At 53.3% G+C, this 17,778-nt stretch carries 16 protein-coding genes; 7 read left to right on the forward strand and 9 right to left on the reverse strand.

The window, feature by feature from the left end; all coding sequences use genetic code 11:
• Window positions 1-161: 161 nt before the first annotated feature.
• Both V0288_RS19790 and V0288_RS19795 read right to left on the reverse strand, forming a co-directional pair.
• A complete protein-coding gene (locus tag V0288_RS19790) occupies window positions 162-716 on the reverse strand; it encodes a late competence development ComFB family protein (protein WP_332866892.1) in 555 nt (184 codons plus the stop codon).
• A gap of 354 nt (window positions 717-1,070) precedes the next feature.
• Window positions 1,071-1,733, reverse strand: coding sequence for a late competence development ComFB family protein (locus V0288_RS19795; RefSeq protein ID WP_332866893.1), 663 nt, complete (start codon window positions 1,731-1,733; stop codon window positions 1,071-1,073).
• A 198-nt stretch (window positions 1,734-1,931) separates the two neighbouring features.
• Between V0288_RS19795 and V0288_RS19800 the strand changes: the two genes are divergently transcribed.
• Entirely contained in the window at window positions 1,932-3,728 is a 1,797-nt protein-coding gene (locus V0288_RS19800) for a proline--tRNA ligase (protein WP_332866894.1), read from the forward strand.
• A gap of 33 nt (window positions 3,729-3,761) precedes the next feature.
• Here the strand turns inward: V0288_RS19800 and V0288_RS19805 are convergent, their stop codons facing one another.
• Window positions 3,762-4,391 (reverse strand): IS607 family transposase, encoded by a 630-nt coding sequence (locus tag V0288_RS19805; protein WP_332866895.1) that lies wholly within the window; start codon window positions 4,389-4,391, stop codon window positions 3,762-3,764.
• Between the two features lie 847 nt (window positions 4,392-5,238).
• On the opposite strand from V0288_RS19805, the gene V0288_RS19810 reads away from it, so the two are divergent.
• The 6 genes from V0288_RS19810 (at window position 5,239) to V0288_RS19835 (ending at window position 10,963) form a co-directional block, all read left to right on the forward strand.
• Window positions 5,239-5,859, forward strand: coding sequence for a PEP-CTERM sorting domain-containing protein (locus V0288_RS19810; protein WP_332866896.1), 621 nt, complete (start codon window positions 5,239-5,241; stop codon window positions 5,857-5,859).
• Between the two features lie 351 nt (window positions 5,860-6,210).
• A complete protein-coding gene (locus tag V0288_RS19815) occupies window positions 6,211-6,393 on the forward strand; it encodes a hypothetical protein (RefSeq protein ID WP_332866897.1) in 183 nt (60 codons plus the stop codon).
• Between the two features lie 210 nt (window positions 6,394-6,603).
• On the forward strand, window positions 6,604-6,990 hold the full coding sequence (locus V0288_RS19820) for a DUF433 domain-containing protein (RefSeq protein ID WP_332866898.1): 387 nt from the start codon (window positions 6,604-6,606) through the stop codon (window positions 6,988-6,990).
• A gap of 68 nt (window positions 6,991-7,058) precedes the next feature.
• Window positions 7,059-9,578 (forward strand): glycogen/starch/alpha-glucan phosphorylase, encoded by a 2,520-nt coding sequence (locus tag V0288_RS19825; RefSeq protein ID WP_332866899.1) that lies wholly within the window; start codon window positions 7,059-7,061, stop codon window positions 9,576-9,578.
• Between the two features lie 222 nt (window positions 9,579-9,800).
• Window positions 9,801-10,475: a hypothetical protein gene (locus V0288_RS19830; RefSeq protein ID WP_332866900.1), complete on the forward strand. Its 675-nt coding sequence runs from the start codon at window positions 9,801-9,803 to the stop codon at window positions 10,473-10,475.
• Between the two features lie 89 nt (window positions 10,476-10,564).
• Window positions 10,565-10,963 (forward strand): DUF1824 family protein, encoded by a 399-nt coding sequence (locus V0288_RS19835; RefSeq protein ID WP_332866901.1) that lies wholly within the window; start codon window positions 10,565-10,567, stop codon window positions 10,961-10,963.
• Here V0288_RS19835 and V0288_RS19840 read toward each other — a convergent pair.
• From V0288_RS19840 to psbB, 6 genes are all read right to left on the reverse strand, one after another.
• On the reverse strand, window positions 10,960-12,576 hold the full coding sequence (locus tag V0288_RS19840) for a metallophosphoesterase family protein (RefSeq protein ID WP_332866902.1): 1,617 nt from the start codon (window positions 12,574-12,576) through the stop codon (window positions 10,960-10,962). The genes V0288_RS19835 and V0288_RS19840 overlap by 4 nt on opposite strands.
• A 2-nt stretch (window positions 12,577-12,578) precedes the next feature.
• Complete coding sequence (locus tag V0288_RS19845; protein WP_332866903.1) at window positions 12,579-12,872, reverse strand: hypothetical protein; 294 nt, start codon at window positions 12,870-12,872, stop codon at window positions 12,579-12,581.
• Window positions 12,873-12,957: 85 nt separating this feature from the next.
• A complete protein-coding gene (locus V0288_RS19850; RefSeq protein WP_422662034.1) occupies window positions 12,958-13,767 on the reverse strand; it encodes an SDR family NAD(P)-dependent oxidoreductase in 810 nt (269 codons plus the stop codon).
• Between the two features lie 613 nt (window positions 13,768-14,380).
• On the reverse strand, window positions 14,381-14,542 hold the full coding sequence (gene pirA / locus V0288_RS19855) for an arginine synthesis PII-interacting regulator PirA (protein WP_332866905.1): 162 nt from the start codon (window positions 14,540-14,542) through the stop codon (window positions 14,381-14,383).
• Window positions 14,543-14,889: 347 nt separating this feature from the next.
• Window positions 14,890-15,519, reverse strand: a complete 630-nt coding sequence (locus tag V0288_RS19860; RefSeq protein WP_332866906.1) for a hypothetical protein — start codon at window positions 15,517-15,519, stop codon at window positions 14,890-14,892.
• A 433-nt stretch (window positions 15,520-15,952) separates the two neighbouring features.
• Complete coding sequence (psbB, locus tag V0288_RS19865) at window positions 15,953-17,479, reverse strand: photosystem II chlorophyll-binding protein CP47 (protein ID WP_332866907.1); 1,527 nt, start codon at window positions 17,477-17,479, stop codon at window positions 15,953-15,955.
• Window positions 17,480-17,778: the final 299 nt, after the last annotated feature.

Consider the following 17,778-nt stretch of genomic DNA (forward strand, 5'->3'; position numbering starts at 1 on the left):
ATGGGGGGGATGAGGGAGATAATAAATATTACTTGATCTCCCGACTCCTGGCTCCTGGCTCCTGACTCCTGGCTCCTGACTCCTGACTCCCGACTCCTGACTCCTGACTCCTGACTCCCGACTCCTGACTCCTTTCCGACAAGAGATTTTCGCCGGGGGTATTAGCCGTGACTCCACTCGTCGCGGGGAGGGAGCTCGCGGCCGGTCGCTCTCGATCGGGAAAACCGCTCCCGCGGGTCCCCGGACACATCGGTGACGGCCGCTCGCGTCCGACGGATTCGGGAGATAGCCCGGCAAACCTCGGCGGGTAAGTTTTCCCAAGAGAGAGGGTAATAAACGCCCAGATCTCTCTCGAATACTTCTTGAATTTTCATTAAGGCGCGCTCGGCGTTTCGGTAGTTTAGTTCCTGGGTAGAGACGAGCGGGGAGGAAGAGCGGAGCGGGTCGCGCCGGACGGCGGCGATTCCCTGACGGGTGGCATTCTGGATCTGCTCCCTGTATTTCTGGAGGGCGATCGCCTTCTGGTGGTGTTTGCCTTTCTGACTGGAGGCGTACAGGGGGGGTAAGCGGTTCAACGCGTAGGTCGCGACCTCCACCCGATCGATATAATGCGTTAGAGAGGGGGGATAGGCTCGCAGTTGACGATCGATCTCCTCTCTCACCAATTCTTCCATCACGTTCAGATGGATTTTCGGTAAATTCTCTTGTCTATTCATGGGGGTAGCCACTCCTGTAGGGTGACGGCGATCGCGCGAGCGATCCGACCGAAGGGGTTCTCGGCGCTCGATCGATAATATCCGTATCCGTATTCAAGCGGAGGTCTCTCGGAAATCACTTTCTCTTTCTTATAACACTATATAGATCTTTCCGAGAAAACTAGGAACCCCCCTCGCGAAAACGTAAAAATTCATCAAAACTTTACGGAACCCGTGAAAAAGTTCATCGAATCCTGACAATCGATGAAAAGCTGAAAACGCGCGAATACAGCCCGTACCGGCATTCTTTCCCGATTATCACGCTTACGGTCGCGTCCGGGAAAGCCGATTCGAGCCAAACTATCCGGGGCGAGCTTAATCGAGCGACTGTCGTTCCCCGGCGAGAGCGATGGCCTCTTCGACCACCTTCACCACGTTCTCGTAAGTTATCTCCTCGTCGAGCGACATCCGGTATTTATCCACGAGCAGAGATTGCAGGCGCTTCATCGCCCCTATATGGGGGAGTAATACCTTACGGAGAGCCGAGCGGAAGGTCGGAACGAGATTGTCCCAACCGACCGGATCTAGATCGGCGAGATTGCGGGCGATCAGCCATTCCTGTAGTTCGAGGAGGGCTTTTTTCGCGGTATCGGTGCCGGGTCTCCCGGTCAGGGGGATTTCTTTGCGGATCGGGTCGCGTTGGACGGCGGCGATCGCCTGACGCACCGCGGTCTCGATATTCCCTTTCAGTTTGGTCGTGCCGGCGAGTTCTTGGCAGTTTTTCCCCTTTTCCGTGGAGGCGTAGAGCGGGGGGAGCCGGTTGAGCGCGTGGGTGGCCACGTCGATCGGGTCGATATAACGGGCTAGATGTCGGGGAAGACGCTTGAATTGACGCTCGATCTCCCGTTCTACCAGAGGTTCCATCACGTTCTGATAGATACGAGAAACGGAGGCCGGACGGGAAGAGGTCGGCGTTTCTAGATTCATCATGGAAATGCGGATGCGGTAAGTGGATTCGCGGAGATATATCCAATTCAAGGGTAATAATCCGTTCGGAAATTGAAATCCGTGTATTTACGGAAATTCTCGCGAACCGAACCCGTCTCTCGAAGGTTCTCGATCGCCCGGCAATTTCCCGAGTGCCGCGTCGGGTGGTCGGACCGGCCCGCGCCCGTCTCTCGAAGGTTCTCGATCGGTGGGATAATGGGAGATCGCCGCTCTAGGAGGAATCGATCGATGCGACTGTCCCAGCTACTCTTCGTCACCCTGCGAGAAGATCCCGCCGAGGCCGAGATCCCCAGTCATAAACTGCTCCTGCGCGCGGGCTACATCCGGCGGATCGGGAGCGGGATCTACGCGTATTTACCGCTCATGTGGCGGGTATTGCAGAAAATTTCGGCGATCACCCGCGAGGAGATGAACGCGGCCGGGGCGAACGAGTGTTTACTGCCGCAGTTGCAACCGGCGGATCTGTGGAAAGAGTCGGGACGCTGGGATACCTACACCAAGGCGGAAGGGATCATGTTCTCCCTGCAAGACCGCCAGGAACGGGAACTCGGCCTCGGGCCGACGCACGAAGAGGTGATCACGGCGATCGCGCGCGACACGATCCGTTCCTACCGACAATTACCCGTCAATCTCTATCAAATTCAAACTAAGTTCAGAGACGAAATCCGTCCCCGCTTCGGATTGATGCGGGGACGCGAGTTCATTATGAAGGATGCCTACTCCTTTAATGTAGACGAAAATTGTCTCGAAAAAACCTATCGCGCGATGGATACCGCGTATCGAAATATTTTCTCGCGATGCGGTCTGGCGTTTCGCGCCGTAGAAGCGGACTCGGGGGCGATCGGCGGTTCGGCCTCCCAGGAGTTCATGGTGCTCGCGGACGCGGGGGAAGATGAAGTCCTTTATACCGCGGATGGACGGTACGCCGCGAACGTCGAGAAAGCCGTCTCCCGGCCCGCGGACGCGGTGGATTCCCCTTTCGGGCGATTCGAGCGACGGGAAACGCCGAACACCGACTCGATCGGGTCTCTGGCGACTTTCCTGGACTGTTCGCCGACGGCGATCGTCAAAAATGTTCTCTACGAAGCGATCTACGATACCGGACTCGTCTTGCCGGTCCTGGTATCGATCCGCGGCGATCGGGAAGTGAACGAGGTGAAGCTACAGAACGAACTGACCCGAACGGCCGCCGCTCGCGGCGCGAAAACGATCCTCTCGCTGAAAATTCCCGACGCGGAGACCGCGGCCCGCTGGTTATCGCGTCCGTTACCCTTCGGTTATCTCGGTCCCGATGTCGGCGATGATTTTTTGAAAAAAGATCCGGCGATCGCCCCGAAATTCGAGCGGATCGCCGATAAAACGGTTATAGAGCTTAAAAATTTCGTTACCGGGGCGAATGAAACCGGTTTCCACGTGGTCGGGGCGAATTGGGGGAAAGAGTTCCCGTTACCCGATCGGGTGGTGGATCTCGATAAAGCGCGTCCCGGCGATCGGGCCGTCCACGATCCGGAACAGTTCCTCGAAAGCGCCCGCGGCATCGAGGTGGGTCATATTTTCCAATTAGGGTATAAATATTCCCGGGCGATGGGCGCGAACTACACCAACGAGGCCGGGGAATCGGTTCCCCTCTGTATGGGGTGTTACGGGATCGGCATCTCCCGTCTGGCCCAGGCCGCGGTGGAACAGTCCCACGATAAAGACGGGATTATCTGGCCGGTGGCGATCGCTCCCTATCAGGCGATCGTGGTTATTCCCAATCTAGCCGACCCGGAACAGGTTCGGGTGGCCGAGACGTTATATACCGAGTTAAATCGGGCGGGAATCGAAACCCTACTCGACGATCGCGACGAACGCGCGGGGGTGAAGTTCAAGGATGCCGATCTGATCGGCATTCCCTATCGCGTGGTCACGGGGAAATCGTTGAAATCGGGTAAGGTCGAGGTGGTGGAAAGAGCGAGTAAAAAAGCGGAGGAAGTACCGATCGACGGGGTGATCGATCGATTGCGGGCCGCGATCTCTCGCTAGGGTTAGGATGGGGGGAAAGTCCCCCCCTCTCTCTCAGGCGACCTCGATATCTTTGAGAGCTTGAAGATAGTGGAGGATTTGTTGATGTTTCGGGTTGCCTAGCCCGTAGAGACGGTTATAGCAGATACTGACGATCTCCCGGATATCCTCGACGAGATCCTCTTCGGGGCTGGATTCTTCCGGTTGATTGAGGATGATCACCCGGGCGCGGAAGAGATTGCACAGTCCGAAGATCAGATCGCTACAGAATCGCCCGAGACGTTCGGAGTTCGGTAAAACCAGACATTTCACCCGTCGATCGCAGATCATCTCCACCAGCCGGATCAGGCCGCGTCGTTGGTGCGTGATCCCGCTACCGATATCGCTGATGATCTCGTAGCGCTCGCCCTGTTGACGGCAAAAGGTTTCTAGGGCCCGCACCTGTCGATCGAGTTGATCTTGCTGTTCCGGACGGCTAACGCGAGCGTATCCGACGACCGAGGCGACCTCGGGTTCGGGTTCGCCGTGACAGTCGAGGATATCACTCATCCGAAAACGACGATGCCCCCCCGGTGTGCGGATCGAGATGATTTTGCCCTGTTGTTCCCACCGACGTAGGGTTTTCGGGCAAACTCCCAATAAATCGGATGCTTCCTTAATGGTAATAAAGTCAGTCCTATACATACGCTCGATCGGGTAAATGAAGATGGGAAGATTACGGGCGAAAATACCTAACTTTGTTCAAGTTATGCCCTAAAAGGTTCTCTAAAAGCATCGTTTTAGCTCCTTTTGTCCGAATTATACGGCCGAACCCTTCGCTAGAAATATCTCTTGCGATAGGAGTTGGGAAACAGAGACCGAGAATTCCGGGTTTTCACGTATCCGTGTTTACCGCCAGAGAAGGATGGGGCCGGGCGGACGATCTCCGGCACGTCGTTGAATTCCCGCTCTCACGATATTTTAGCCCTGGAAAAAAGGGAAAATTTCTCGACCCGCGCGCCGGACAAATCCATTCTAGCGCCGGGGTAAGTTCGTCCATCTTTCGGTCATTTTTTCTCGATCGAGGCGATCGAAACTCGCGGGAAACGAACGCTCCCGGAGCGCGGTTTCCGGGTCGGGGGTCGTCCCCGATCGATCTTGTAACCGGCTTTTCGGGCGTTATTCCGAGAGCGGGAAAGAGAGGAATCCCCGCCGTGCGATCTCCCGACCCCGGCGATTTTATGATTTTTTTAGTTTTCGATTATCCCGATCGATAGATAAAACGTCTAACTTTTGCCGATAACGATATAGGATTCGTCTAATTTTGCACAATTATTCTTAGATAAATTGGAATTATTATTATAAATATGTCCAATATTTCTGACAAAAATAAACTTAAAAAAACTTTCTTTTTTACACTTGTCATTTCTAATTATCTCCGTTATATTTTTCTTACAAGCCTAATCGAACAAGCGCCCGAGAATTGAATGGTTGTTACCTTTCCTCGCTCGGGCGTGTATAACTTGTAACATCGATCGATAGATGAGAAATCATGCTAAAAATAACCCGAAATCTAACCTATAACTCTCTGACTATGGGGGTTGTTCTCGCCGGTCTAGCGCTCGTATCTCCCGAGGCGAACGCGTCTACCTTACTTTCGGTTTTCCGGACCACGCCCATTACAGTCGATAATATAAGAGTCACCTGGCTATCCGACACGGGCTTAGAGGATCGGGATCGGGTTGACTTACTAAAATTTAGCGATCTAGAGTACCTGTTCCATTACTCGGCAAGGGGCGCGCTCAAGACATCGGGCGATCTTTCCTACAAGATCGAGATTCTCGATCCGAGCTATTATTTCTCGGGAGTGCAATTAGATTCCAATACATCGCGTCTCTACCAGTCGGTCAAGAAAGATGTGCATGGTTTATTGTCCTTAAATTCTGTGAATGGAAAGCCCGATTTTTTCGGAGATTTTTCTAACATTTTCGGTCAATTTACATCGCTGAATATCAAGAATTCTTTTACGCCAGGTCCGAATGGCAAGCTATTGTCCACGAGTAATCAATTCTTGTTAGCTCCTCGAACTCCCGTTCCCGAACCCGGTACGGTTCTCGGACTGCTCGCCTTGGGGGGAATCGGTTTCATCTCCAGGTTCCCGAAACAAAAGTAATCGTTACCGGTTCTAGGAAGATACCGATCGCTGTTTAGTTTAGAAAGAGTTTCATCCCGCTAAAAGTTAGGGCCTGCCAGCAACTAACTTTTAGCTTCCCTCCCCCCCGAACCCTAAGCCGTTAGGCATTTCAATGACTGACAAAGTTAGAGCCTGCCAGCAACTAACTTTTAGCTTCCCTCCCCCCGAATCCTAATCTGTTAGACATTTCAATGACTGACATCCAGATAAGGCGGGAAGTAGGGGACAGGAGAGACAATCGCGGAGAGAATTTAAACGCGGGACAGTCTACCAGAAAAACGCGTCATTTTTCTCATCGCTTAGATCTACGGGCTAAAAGCTATCCGTACTTTGAGTCTAGAAATCGGACATATCGTAACTGTATTCGGTCGCGCGCGGGTGCGAAGAGCGATCCCCGATCGATTCACGCGCGTGATATTACTGATCCCGAAACGATCGCCGACGGTACTCGGTAGCGCGGAACCCGTCTTCGGTTCGACAGCGAACCATAAAAATAACAGTTACCGGGACTAGGAAGACACCGATAACTGTTTAGTTTAGAAAGAGTGGGGCGATAACGGAAAGTTAGGGCCTGCCAGCGTTTAACTTTTCTCGTTCAACCCCGGATACCTTATCATAACGCTTTTGGGAAAAACGGAGCATCGGGCGATCGACCCGGCGCGCTCTCCCGGTCTGGCTTTACAATAAGAGCGATCGAGTGGTTTTACCGAGTCGAGGGCGATCGTGAGTTTTACCGTGGAACGGGAAACACCACCCCTTCGGGAAGACGGAACCGGGGCGATCCGAGTGGGAAAATCGAGAGTTCTCCTGGAATTGGTGATCCACGCTTTTCAAGATGGGGCTTCCCCGGAATCGATCGTCCGGAGATATCCGACTCTATTATTGTCCGACGTGTACACGACGATCGACGACTATCTCCGACATCGGGCCGAGATCGAGTCCTATCTTAGCGAACGCGAGCGGGTGGCGGAGTCGGTTCGTCAAAAATTAGCCACCGTGTTGCCCGATATAAGTGACATTCGATCGAGATTACTCGCGCGACAGTTTCGAGAACGATCCAAAACCGCGATCAATATGAACCCTGACAAGTCTCCGAGCGGTAACGAGTAAACTAAATAGGGTATCGCGATCGGCTATCCTGCTCGATCGACTCCCGAATTGTTAGGACGACTAAACAGATGGAGACACTCTACACCCTACCCGATGGCTCGTTAGCCCCTCAATGCCCGACGCTGATCGAGGACGATCGCACCGGGATGAGTCCCGAAACCCTAAAACGGGCGTTTCTCGATAATTTATTCTATTTACAAGGAATTAACCGCGCCAACGCCAGCCCCTACAACTATTACGTCGCCCTCGCCTACACCGTCCGCGACCGCCTTCTCCACCGGTTCCTGAAAACCGTCGAAACCTACAAAGAAGAAAAGGTTAAAGTTGTCTGCTATTTTTCCGCCGAGTTCCTCATGGGACGCTACCTCGGCAATAACCTCGTCAACCTCGGCATCTACGAAGAGATGAAACAGGCGATCGAGGAAATGGGACTCGATTTCGACGAGATAATCGAACAGGAACCCGATCCCGGCCTCGGAAACGGCGGTTTAGGACGACTCGCCGCCTGTTTTCTCGATTCCCTCGCGTCTTTAGAAGTTCCGGCGATCGGCTACGGTATCCGCTACGAGTTCGGTATCTTCCACCAGATGATCAAAGACGGCTGGCAGGTAGAGATCCCCGATAACTGGCTTAGATTCGGCAATCCCTGGGAACTGGCGCGTCCGGATGAAAGCGTCGAGGTAAAACTGGGCGGACACACGGAAATCTATCACGATGATAAAGGCAAAGATCGAGTACAGTGGGTTCCCGATCGCCGCATCCTCGCCATCCCCCACGATACCCCCGTCCCCGGTTACAAAACCAACACCGTTAACCCCCTGCGGCTGTGGAAAGCGGAAGCCAGCGAATCGTTCAACTTCGAGGCTTTTAACGCCGGACTCTACGATCAATCCGTCGCCGAGAAAATCGACGCGGAAACGATTTCCAAAGTCCTCTACCCCAACGACAACACCCCCGCGGGCCGCGAATTACGTCTCGCGCAACAATATTTCTTCGTGTCCGCGTCCCTCCAGGATCTCGTCCGCATTCACCTGAGAACCTACAAAACCCTCGATAACTTCTACGATACCGCCGCCATCCAACTCAACGATACCCACCCCGCGGTAGCGATCGCCGAGTTAATGCGTCTTTTGGTAGATGAAAACGGGCTAGATTGGGGCAAAGCGTGGGATATTACGCAAAAAACCTTCGCTTACACCAACCATACTTTAATGCCCGAAGCCCTAGAACGTTGGTCGGCGGATCTCTTCGGAAAACTCCTGCCCCGTCACCTGGAAATCATCTATCTGATCAATTACTTTTTCCTCTCCGATGTGCGGACGTGGTTCCCCGATAACGACGAACTGCTCGGGAAACTCTCGATTATCGAGGAATCCGGCTGGGGTAAACAGATCCGCATGGCTAACCTCGCCTGTGTCGGCAGTCATTCCATCAACGGGGTGGCCGCGCTACACACCGAATTACTCAAGAAAGACACCTTGAAAGAGTTCGCCATGCTGTGGCCGGAAAAATTCTTCAACAAGACCAACGGTGTCACCCCGCGGCGTTGGATCTTGCTGAGTAATCCGGAACTTTCCGCCCTTTTTACCGAGAAAATCGGCGAAAGTTGGTTAAAAGACCTGAACGAACTGCGTCAACTCGAAAAATACATCGACGATCCCGAATTTTGCGCCCGTTGGCGACAGATCAAACAGGATAACAAACGGCATCTCGCCGGTTATATCCTAAAAACCCGCAATGTCGAGGTAGACATCAACTCGATTTTCGACGTGCAGGTGAAACGGATTCACGAGTACAAGCGCCAACATCTCGCGGTCCTGCATATCATCGCTCTCTACAACCGGATCAAACAGAACCCGAATATCGATATCGTGCCGCGTACCTTTATCTTCGGGGGGAAAGCGGCGCCGGGATATTTCATGGCCAAGTTAATTATCAAGTTAATTAATTCCGTGGCCGAGGTGGTGAATAAAGATCCCGACGTGCGCGGCCGCTTGAAAGTGGTTTTCCTGCCGAATTTTAACGTTTCTCTCGGTCAGCGTATCTATCCCTCCGCCGATCTCTCCGAACAGATCTCTACCGCCGGGAAAGAGGCTTCGGGAACGGGAAATATGAAATTCGCCATGAACGGCTCGCTGACGATCGGCACCCTCGACGGCGCGAATATCGAGATCCGCGAGGAAGCGGGTCCGGAAAACTTCTTCCTGTTCGGCTTGACAGCGGAAGAAGTTTATGCTATGAAAGCGCGGGGGTACGAACCGATGCACTATTACCAGAATAATCGGGAATTGAAAGGCGTACTCGATCGCATCAAGAGCGGCTATTTCAGCCACGGCGACACGGAACTATTCCGCCCGATCGTCGATTCCCTGCTCTACGATGACCAGTATATGCTTCTCGCCGATTTTCAGTCCTATATCGAGTGTCAGGAACAGGTTAGCGAAGCCTATCGGGATCAGGACAAATGGACGCGGATGTCGATCCTCAACTCGCTCCGTATGGCTAAATTCTCCAGCGATCGCACCATCCGCGAATACTGCGAGGAGATCTGGAAAGTGAAACCGGTCAAGATCGTTTTAGAGGATTAACAAAATCCGGATTTTCCGGTGATCTGGAGGTCGGGCTTTCCTTCTCTTTACCCCCCCGAGGGTCGAGGAAAGCCCGTTTTCCGTCTCTGTCAAGCGATCGATCCCCACCGGATTTTCCGGGGAATCGCCCGCGGGAGTCCCGAGTAGCGTTTGATACTTCCGCGCCCGGAATGGGAAGACTAAAGATAGTTGACCCTAGGGGTTTTCCCATCTATCGAAACCATGAATCAGGCACAGCTTATCCATTCGGCTAAACAAGGGGATACCGACTCGCTCACCAAGTTATTGAACCAGAGTCTGTCCTCGCGACGGGTAGAGATTTTCGAGGCGGTGCTAGAGGAAGGTGTCCTGGTGCTGAAACTACGATCGCCCAAAGTCCCCAACCAGCATAAGCTCGTACCGTTCATATCGGAAGAACTCGGTACGTTGGGAATCCGGTCGATCGAGCGGGTGACGATCCACGCGTTCACGGGAGACGCGCCGCATCCCCTCTGGGAAAAATCGATCTCTCTCGATCGAGCGCATTCCCTCGTCAATCACGTCGCGAAAATCGATAGCCGCCCCACGATCGTCGAGGAAAGCGTCGAAAATGAGGCTATGGGAACTGAATTCGCCGAAAATACTGAAAATGGAGAGGTGTCTTACTCGCGAGCCGAGGATGAGACCGATTCGGAATCGGCGGAAAGCGAGACGAGCGAGCGAACGCCACCTTCTAGACGCGCGATCGAGGCGATACCGGAAAGGAATTCTGGGCGTTCCTGGCTATCTGTGGGCATGATGCTGGCTTTTCTGTCGATCGGCTTCGGTTTAGGGCTATTAACGGGCGATTATATCGGTTATCGGAAAGCGACGGGCGAACTCTCTCCCCCCGCGGGAGCGAACGCGCCCTCTCCATAAATTTCGGGGTCGATGACCTGATAGGATCGAGAGACTACCCCTCTCGCGAATTTTCTCGCTTTCGGGTTCTCTAATCATCGGATCTCCCCATGTCTATCGAAGAAGCTTTAAAACTCCTCAAGGAATACGGCTGTATCACCCCGTCGATCGCTCCCTCACCCGAACAGAAAGAAACCCTACGAAACGCGATATTACTCGTCAATCAAGGTTCTGAATATATCAATCTAGGAATCTGCGCCGATAGCGTCGAGGAAGGATTAAAAGCGTTACAGCAGTATCTTCTCGCGTTAGGATACACGGCGAAAATCGAACCCGTTGAATCTCCGGCGATCGAGGGCGCGATCTATCTTAAATACAGCACCAAAAAACAGAGTTATTATGTCGATTCCTACACCGGAACCTATCGGGGTGTCCTGATCTCTTGCCAGTCGGAAGACGATCGACTCGTGGGAACTTACGGACATTTTCCCCTCGATTTATTCGCTTAATTATCGATAAGAAATTCATCGAATTTTATCACTTCCGAATCGGGAAAACGGGTATCGAAACGGTAACTACTCACCGTTCCCGTTCCCGTATCGAGAATACTGAAAACCGTGATATCGTTACTGGCGATGTAGGGGAGCGATCGATTCATCCAATCCGTTAACGGGGCGAGATTCGGTACGATCGGATCTAAACCGTTCGGATTTCCCACTGCCGCGTAATTTTTATCCTTGGGAACGGGTCTTTTTTTGTCTCCTAAATGCGCCCCGTAGGAGTTGCCCACGTTAGAAGATTCGAGAAAATTCAGACCGCTAGAACTCGCGAAACGGTTCCAAAGATGGGAGTGTCCGTAGAAAACGAAATGCGCTCCAGCCGCTTCTAATAAAGGAATTAAATCGCGAATAATGTAATCTTTTTCTTTCGGATAATCGTACCGCACAGAGAGAATTTTTCCCGTTTCATCGGTTCGTATCGTGGCCACGGGATCGGTATAGGGGGGAACGATATTTCCCCCGAGGGTGTGCGGGGGATGGTGAAACATGACGATTTTAAATTTTGCTTGTTTATATTCTTCCCTTTGTAATTCTCGTTCTAACCATCGATATTGAGAGCTATCTTTTTCAATAGACTCGAAAATATGTTGACCGTATCCCCAGCGTTCTGGAGCGTTCAAATCCTCGGAATTCTCGGAATACCGCCCCCGATCGCCGGGTTCCAAGTTCGGAAAACGCCAGATATTGGTCACGTAAAGGACGATTAACCGGATATCGCCGAAAGTGATCGCGTAATATTTCGGGTGCGGTAAGGAAAAAATTTCTTCGTAGGTTTCGGTATTAAAGGCGTGATCGCGATACCAACGCTCGTCGATCGCTTCGGGATCGGCCGCGAATTTCCGGGCGATCGATCGGGGGATCGCGTCCTCGAACTGTTCGTTTAAACCGCGGGAAGTCGAGAAACGTCCCATCACTTCATGATTGCCGATCGCCGGAAAAATGGGCGCGTTCTGCAAAATTTCCCCACCGCGATAGATGGTTCTCGTGCCGTTTTTTTCGAGGAGATAATTAGCGCGACCTTGCAGACAGGGAAAAAACGCCCCACCCCGATTATCGTCGAACCATTCCGAGGCCCGATCGGCCACGTTAACTAGATCCCCCGCGTGAAATACCGCGTCCACCCGTCCGATCGTTTCTACCACTTTCTGTAAATTCGCGGCGGTCATCGGTTTTAGCTGATGATCGGAGGTGAGGAGAATTTTTACGGGAGTTCCCGTTTTCGGGGTCGGGGAAAGGAGATAGATATCGCTAGGAATCTCTTTATCTTCCTGAAAACTGGTAACTTGATAGGGGATTCTCTCCCCTTGTCGTAAATCGTTAATTACCGCCTCGTGTCGCCAGATATCCCGATCGATCACCGTTTCCGGAACGGGATCGATCGCCGAGTCGCGATCCTCGCGCGTCCGACTTAATTTTCGCGTCGCGGCGATCGAGAGATTTTCTAATTGCTCCCCGTATCTTACCCGATGCTCGGTTCCCGCGAACTCGGTAAACCAGACCACCCGGATCGAGTTCTCGGTAGGGAATTGCAGGAAGGGTTCGGTTAAAAGCTTGTCGATCATCGTTAGGGATTGCCGATCAGTCCGACTAATTTGGCCACGCTACCGATAATAGCGACCACTAAAGCGATTAAGATGCCGCGGTTCGTAAACTCCTGATTATCGACCCGTTTACTTAATCCATCGATTTTTTCCGATAGTTTAGCCTGTTCTATTTTGACATCGGCGATCTCTTTCTGTAAATTTTCCAATTTTTCATCGATCTTGTCGAATCTCTCGTCGATTTTATCAAAGCGTCGATCGAAACGGGCGAGAGCTTCTTCCAGGGTGATCGTGACCGTGATCGGGGTTTGGCTCATGGGACGGACTCGCGAGGGGCTACTCTCTATTATTATCGGCGAGATCGAGGGGGAGCGCGCTAATCCCCGATCTCGCCGGATAAATCTAGCTAAAAACCTCCTTCCATCGTCGTTTTCGCTTCAGTTCCGACGGGGGTGTGGCTAGATCGACGATTTTCTCCATCAGCCACGGGGCGAACTTCTGACACCAGAGGGCTAGATGACTTTGCCAACCGATGACGATTTCGGTTCTCCGATTCTGTAACCCCTCGATCAGTCCCTCGGCCACCCGTTCGGCCGGCATCGGTTTCAGCCAGCGGAAGAGAGCGAGATCCCGGATCATATCGGTATCGGTCAGGGTGGGCAGTAAAGCGATGACCTGGATGTTGTAGTCCCGCAATTCCGACCGTAAGGCTCGCGTGAAGCCTAAAAGGGCGAATTTCGTGGCCGAGTAGGTGGTCATGGTGGGCGCGGCGATCTGGCCCATGAGACTGGAGACATTGACGATCGTACCCCGTCGTCGGAGCGCCATGCGTCGGGCGATCGAGCGCGTGATCGCGTAGGTTCCCAACAGGTTCAGCGAGATCTCGTCCTGTACCCGCGAGAATCTCGATCGCAGGAAGGACGTTTGATGGGCGATCCCGGCGGCGTTGATCAGGAGATCGATCCCCCCGCACTCTTGCCACACGCGGGGGATCGTGCGGCTTACCGTTTCGGTTTCGGTGAGATCGAGGGGGAAAACGGTCGCTTTCGTCCCGTGGGTTTCGATCTCTCGGGCTACCTCCTTTAATCGTTCTTCGTCTCGGGCCACGAGGACGATCCGGGAGAGTCCCCGGCGCGCCAACGAGAGCGCGATCGCCCGGCCGATGCCACGGGAAGCCCCGGTTACAAGGGCGGTTTTTCCTTGCAGTTGAATCATAAATATTTCTCCGTTCGCGCGTGTACTAGGTTCCCGGCGTGCGACCGGGAAACTTCGGCGAGTAAGGTGCGAAAAAACTTGAAAGCTCCAGCAATGTTTTCGGAAGACAGGGAGGGAATTCTACAAGCCGGACAGGGTGGACTGTTTTTCTTCTGACGACCGGCTCCCGACTCCTATCATAGACGCGATCCCCGGACTAACTAGAAAGCGATCGAGGCGGAAAGAGAGGGATGGGATTGACGACAGCGCATGGGATGAATCCTCCTCACAGCGAGTTGATCACGAGAGCGCTCTTGTGCCTAGCGTAACGGATCGCTTTACAAACGACAACACTTTTTGCCAATCGTTCGGAAATCCCACCCGATCGGGTGAGGGTCGGTTCGAGAAGGCAGGAGGCAGGAGACAGAAGACAGGAGGTAAGAGGCGTTTAGCTATCAACTTTCCGTTATGAGCTTTCAAAATACGAGTTTTTTCGCTTTTTCTCTGGAAAAAAGAGACTTCTAATTGGCTTCGATCGGGCGAGGGTGAATTTTTTCCCAAAAAACAAAAGTGATCGGCGCGAACCGACCACTGATAACCGACAACTAGACTATGACTTGACACCGAAAACTTAACGAAGATGGAGGTAGGCGGCTTCGGCTTCCAACTGGCGAACTAAACTATCATCGCCCTGCGCCCTAGCGACTTCGAGACGGTGTTGTAAATTTCTCCGAAGGGTTTCCCGATGGGCGGCGGCCGCTTGTGTTAACATTTGCTGACGATTTTTGTTCATGGCGGACGGACTTTTAGCGACTTTTTTATCCTACTTCTCTACTATATCATTCTCGATGAAAAACGGTATCTTTAGATACAAAATGCAATATGAAGATTTATCAAGAGTCCGGGAGAAATCGGCGATCGGCAGGGAGGATCGGAACGGGAAAGGATCGACCTCTCGCGAAAGTGAGAGTGGAAAGTCAAACTCGACTCGTGACCTATGTATTCACAAATATTTTGCAAAAAATCAACGTTTTTGGACTTTATAAGCTTGTGATTTCTCCTTTCTCCTCCTGACTCCTGTACCGGCGTTCGGGCGTTTTCGACCCGATCGAGCGTCGATCGGGCTATTACCGGCGCGATTTAACGGGAAAGAGCTTTGACGGCCCGATTAGCGGACTCGATCGCCCCGTTGAGCGCGTTGATATGGTTTCCCACCCGGGCGATCGATGCTTTGAGATCCGCGGTATCGATCCCCGCGGTGTCTTCCGCGAGGGAGGAGATCGCCCCGGCGATCCCCTGTAGGGAATCCCGCGAATCCGTCAATCGAGGGTGTACGCTTCCCTGTACGAGATCGAGAAAATCCCGCGCGGATCGATCGAGTTCCCTGTCGAAATTCTCCGATTCGGTGGCTAATCGGGTAAACGAGTCGGCCGATTCTTGTAAAGTTCGCTGATTTTCGAGAATTTTCCCCGTTAACTGTTGGCGCGTCTCTTCGTCCGTTCTCGGATCGGCGACTTTTTCTAACTGTTCCGAGAGTTCGTTAACGGTTTTCTGGAGAGCCTTGAGATCGGCACTAAACGAGGCGTTGGTTTTTTCCCGGTAGGTGTTTACCGTCGATCGGAGGAAATTGTCGAGCGTTCCCGAGAGCGTGTTTTCTTCGGTGTCCGCCATCGCCGGACGGGGCGAGAGAAATAGGGAGCCAGCGCAGAATACAACGAGCGCGAGGGAGATAATCAGGATTTTTCCGAGTTTGGTAAGAAGAGTTTTCATGGTTCGATCCGAATTAGCGATCGAGGGGACGATCTCTAACATAGACCGAATCCTGTAATCCGGACGCTGAAATTTGGCCGATAGCGGGAGCGATCGAACCGTCTCGAACGTGACCGAAGATCCCCCGCGAGAGACAGAAAATCTCCCGCCGATTCCCGACCGAACACCGGGGGAAGGGAAACAGTAAGCACCTCGGTGTCGCGGTAGGGGTTCGATCGACGGGAGAGCGATCACGCAAGGGCGCGTGATTCAATCTCTCACTATAAACAGGAAAGATAAGAACTCGATAAGAAACGCCGGGATTTTCGAGAAAAACGACGGGGGATCGAGCGGGAAAACTGTCGAAGAGCGGGCGCGGAGCGTGTCCGGCGCGGAAAAAGGCGAAAAAAAAGAGGATCGATCGACCCTCTTCGGTTAGATGTTCTAGATGAAATTAGACTTCTTGTTTCCGTGTGCTGAGGTCGCCCACTTTCTGGAATAAACCGAATTCCACTTGCTCTTCCAGATCGGGATCGACCCCGGCGAACACGTCGCGGTACAGGGTACGGGAACCGTGCCAGATGTGGCCGAAGAAGAACAGGAGAGCGAAGACCGCGTGACCGAAGGTGAACCAGCCGCGGGGAGAGGTACGGAATACCCCGTCAGAATTCAGCGTTTCCGTGTCGAACTCGAACGGTTCGCCGAGTTGCGCTTTCCGGGCGTATTTTTTCACGTCGGCGGGATCGCTAAAGACTTTCCCGTCGAGCGCGCCACCGTAGAAAGAAACGGTCACGCCGGTTTGTTCGATACTGAGTTTCGATTCCGCGCGACGGAAGGGGATGTCGGCGCGAACGATGCCTTCGGAGTCGGTGAGAACCACGGGGAAGGTTTCAAAGAAGTTGGGCATCCGGCGGACGTTTAACACGCGACCTTCGGAGTCTTTGAACACGGGGTGGCCTAACCATTCTTTGGCGATACCGTCGCCGCTATCCATCGCGCCAGTACGGAATAGACCGCCTTTCGCGGGACTGTTACCGACGTAATCGTAGAAGGCGAGTTTTTCGGGAATCGCTTCCCAGGCTTCACTGACACTCGCGCCACCGGCGATGCTGGCATCGACACGACGGGCGATCTCTTCTTGGAAGTAGCCTTTATCCCACTGGTAGCGGGTGGGGCCGAACAGTTCGATCGGGGTGGTCGCGTTACCGTACCACATGGTTCCCGCCACGACGAAAGCGGCGAAGAACACCGCGGCGATCGAGCTAGAGAGAACGGTCTCGATATTCCCCATTCTCAGGGCTTTATAGAGTCTTTCGGGCGGACGAACCGATAAGTGGAACAGTCCGGCGATAATCCCGACAACGCCCGCCGCGATATGGTGGGCGACCACACCCCCCGGATTGAAGGGGTTAAAGCCCGAGGGACCCCATTCGGGCGCGACCGGTTGGACGTGACCCGTTAAACCGTAGGGGTCGGATACCCACATCCCCGGCCCCCAGAGACCGGTCAGGTGGAAAGCGCCGAAACCGAAACAGAGTAAACCGGATAAGAACAGGTGAATCCCGAACATTTTCGGGAGGTCGAGGGCGGGTTCGCCCGTGCGGGCATCTACGAAGAGTTCGAGATCCCAGTAAACCCAGTGCCATACGGCCGCGAGGAATAGCAGACCGGACAGGACGATGTGAGCGGCGGCAACGCCTTCAAAAGACCAGAAGCCGGGATCGACACCGGTTTCCCCGGTGACGCTCCAACCCCCCCAAGATCCCGTGACCCCGAGGCGGGCCATGAAGGGAAGGACGAACATTCCCTGCCGCCACATGGGATTGAGAACGGGATCGCTAGGATCGAAAATGGCAAGCTCGTAAAGAGCCATCGATCCCGCCCAGCCCGCGACGAGCGCGGTGTGCATCAGGTGGACGGAAATCAAACGCCCCGGATCGTTCAGGACGACTGTGTGTACTCGATACCAAGGTAGTCCCATTGACTACGCTCCTCCTAATTGACAATTTGGTGTCTACTTAGACGCTTTTTAAAGTTAAGGGTCGGAATATAAACTCAGCAATCTCGAAAATCGCGTCAACGAGTTAGCCAAGCTACATTATCCCCCGAAAGTGAATCGTATTTTCAAGAAGTGTAACGATTGTTAGAGCGGATTTCAAGGGGTGGAGGACGATCGATCGAGGCGAGACGGTCGTTTTTTTCGGGGGGTCAATCGGGGGCTATCGATCGTACCGATTCTCGCTCCCGGAACACGGGTAACGCGGGAGCGGACGAGATCCC

It is taken from the genome of Pannus brasiliensis CCIBt3594 (assembly GCF_036688125.1).
Taxonomy (GTDB): Bacteria; Cyanobacteriota; Cyanobacteriia; order Cyanobacteriales; family Microcystaceae; genus Pannus; species Pannus brasiliensis.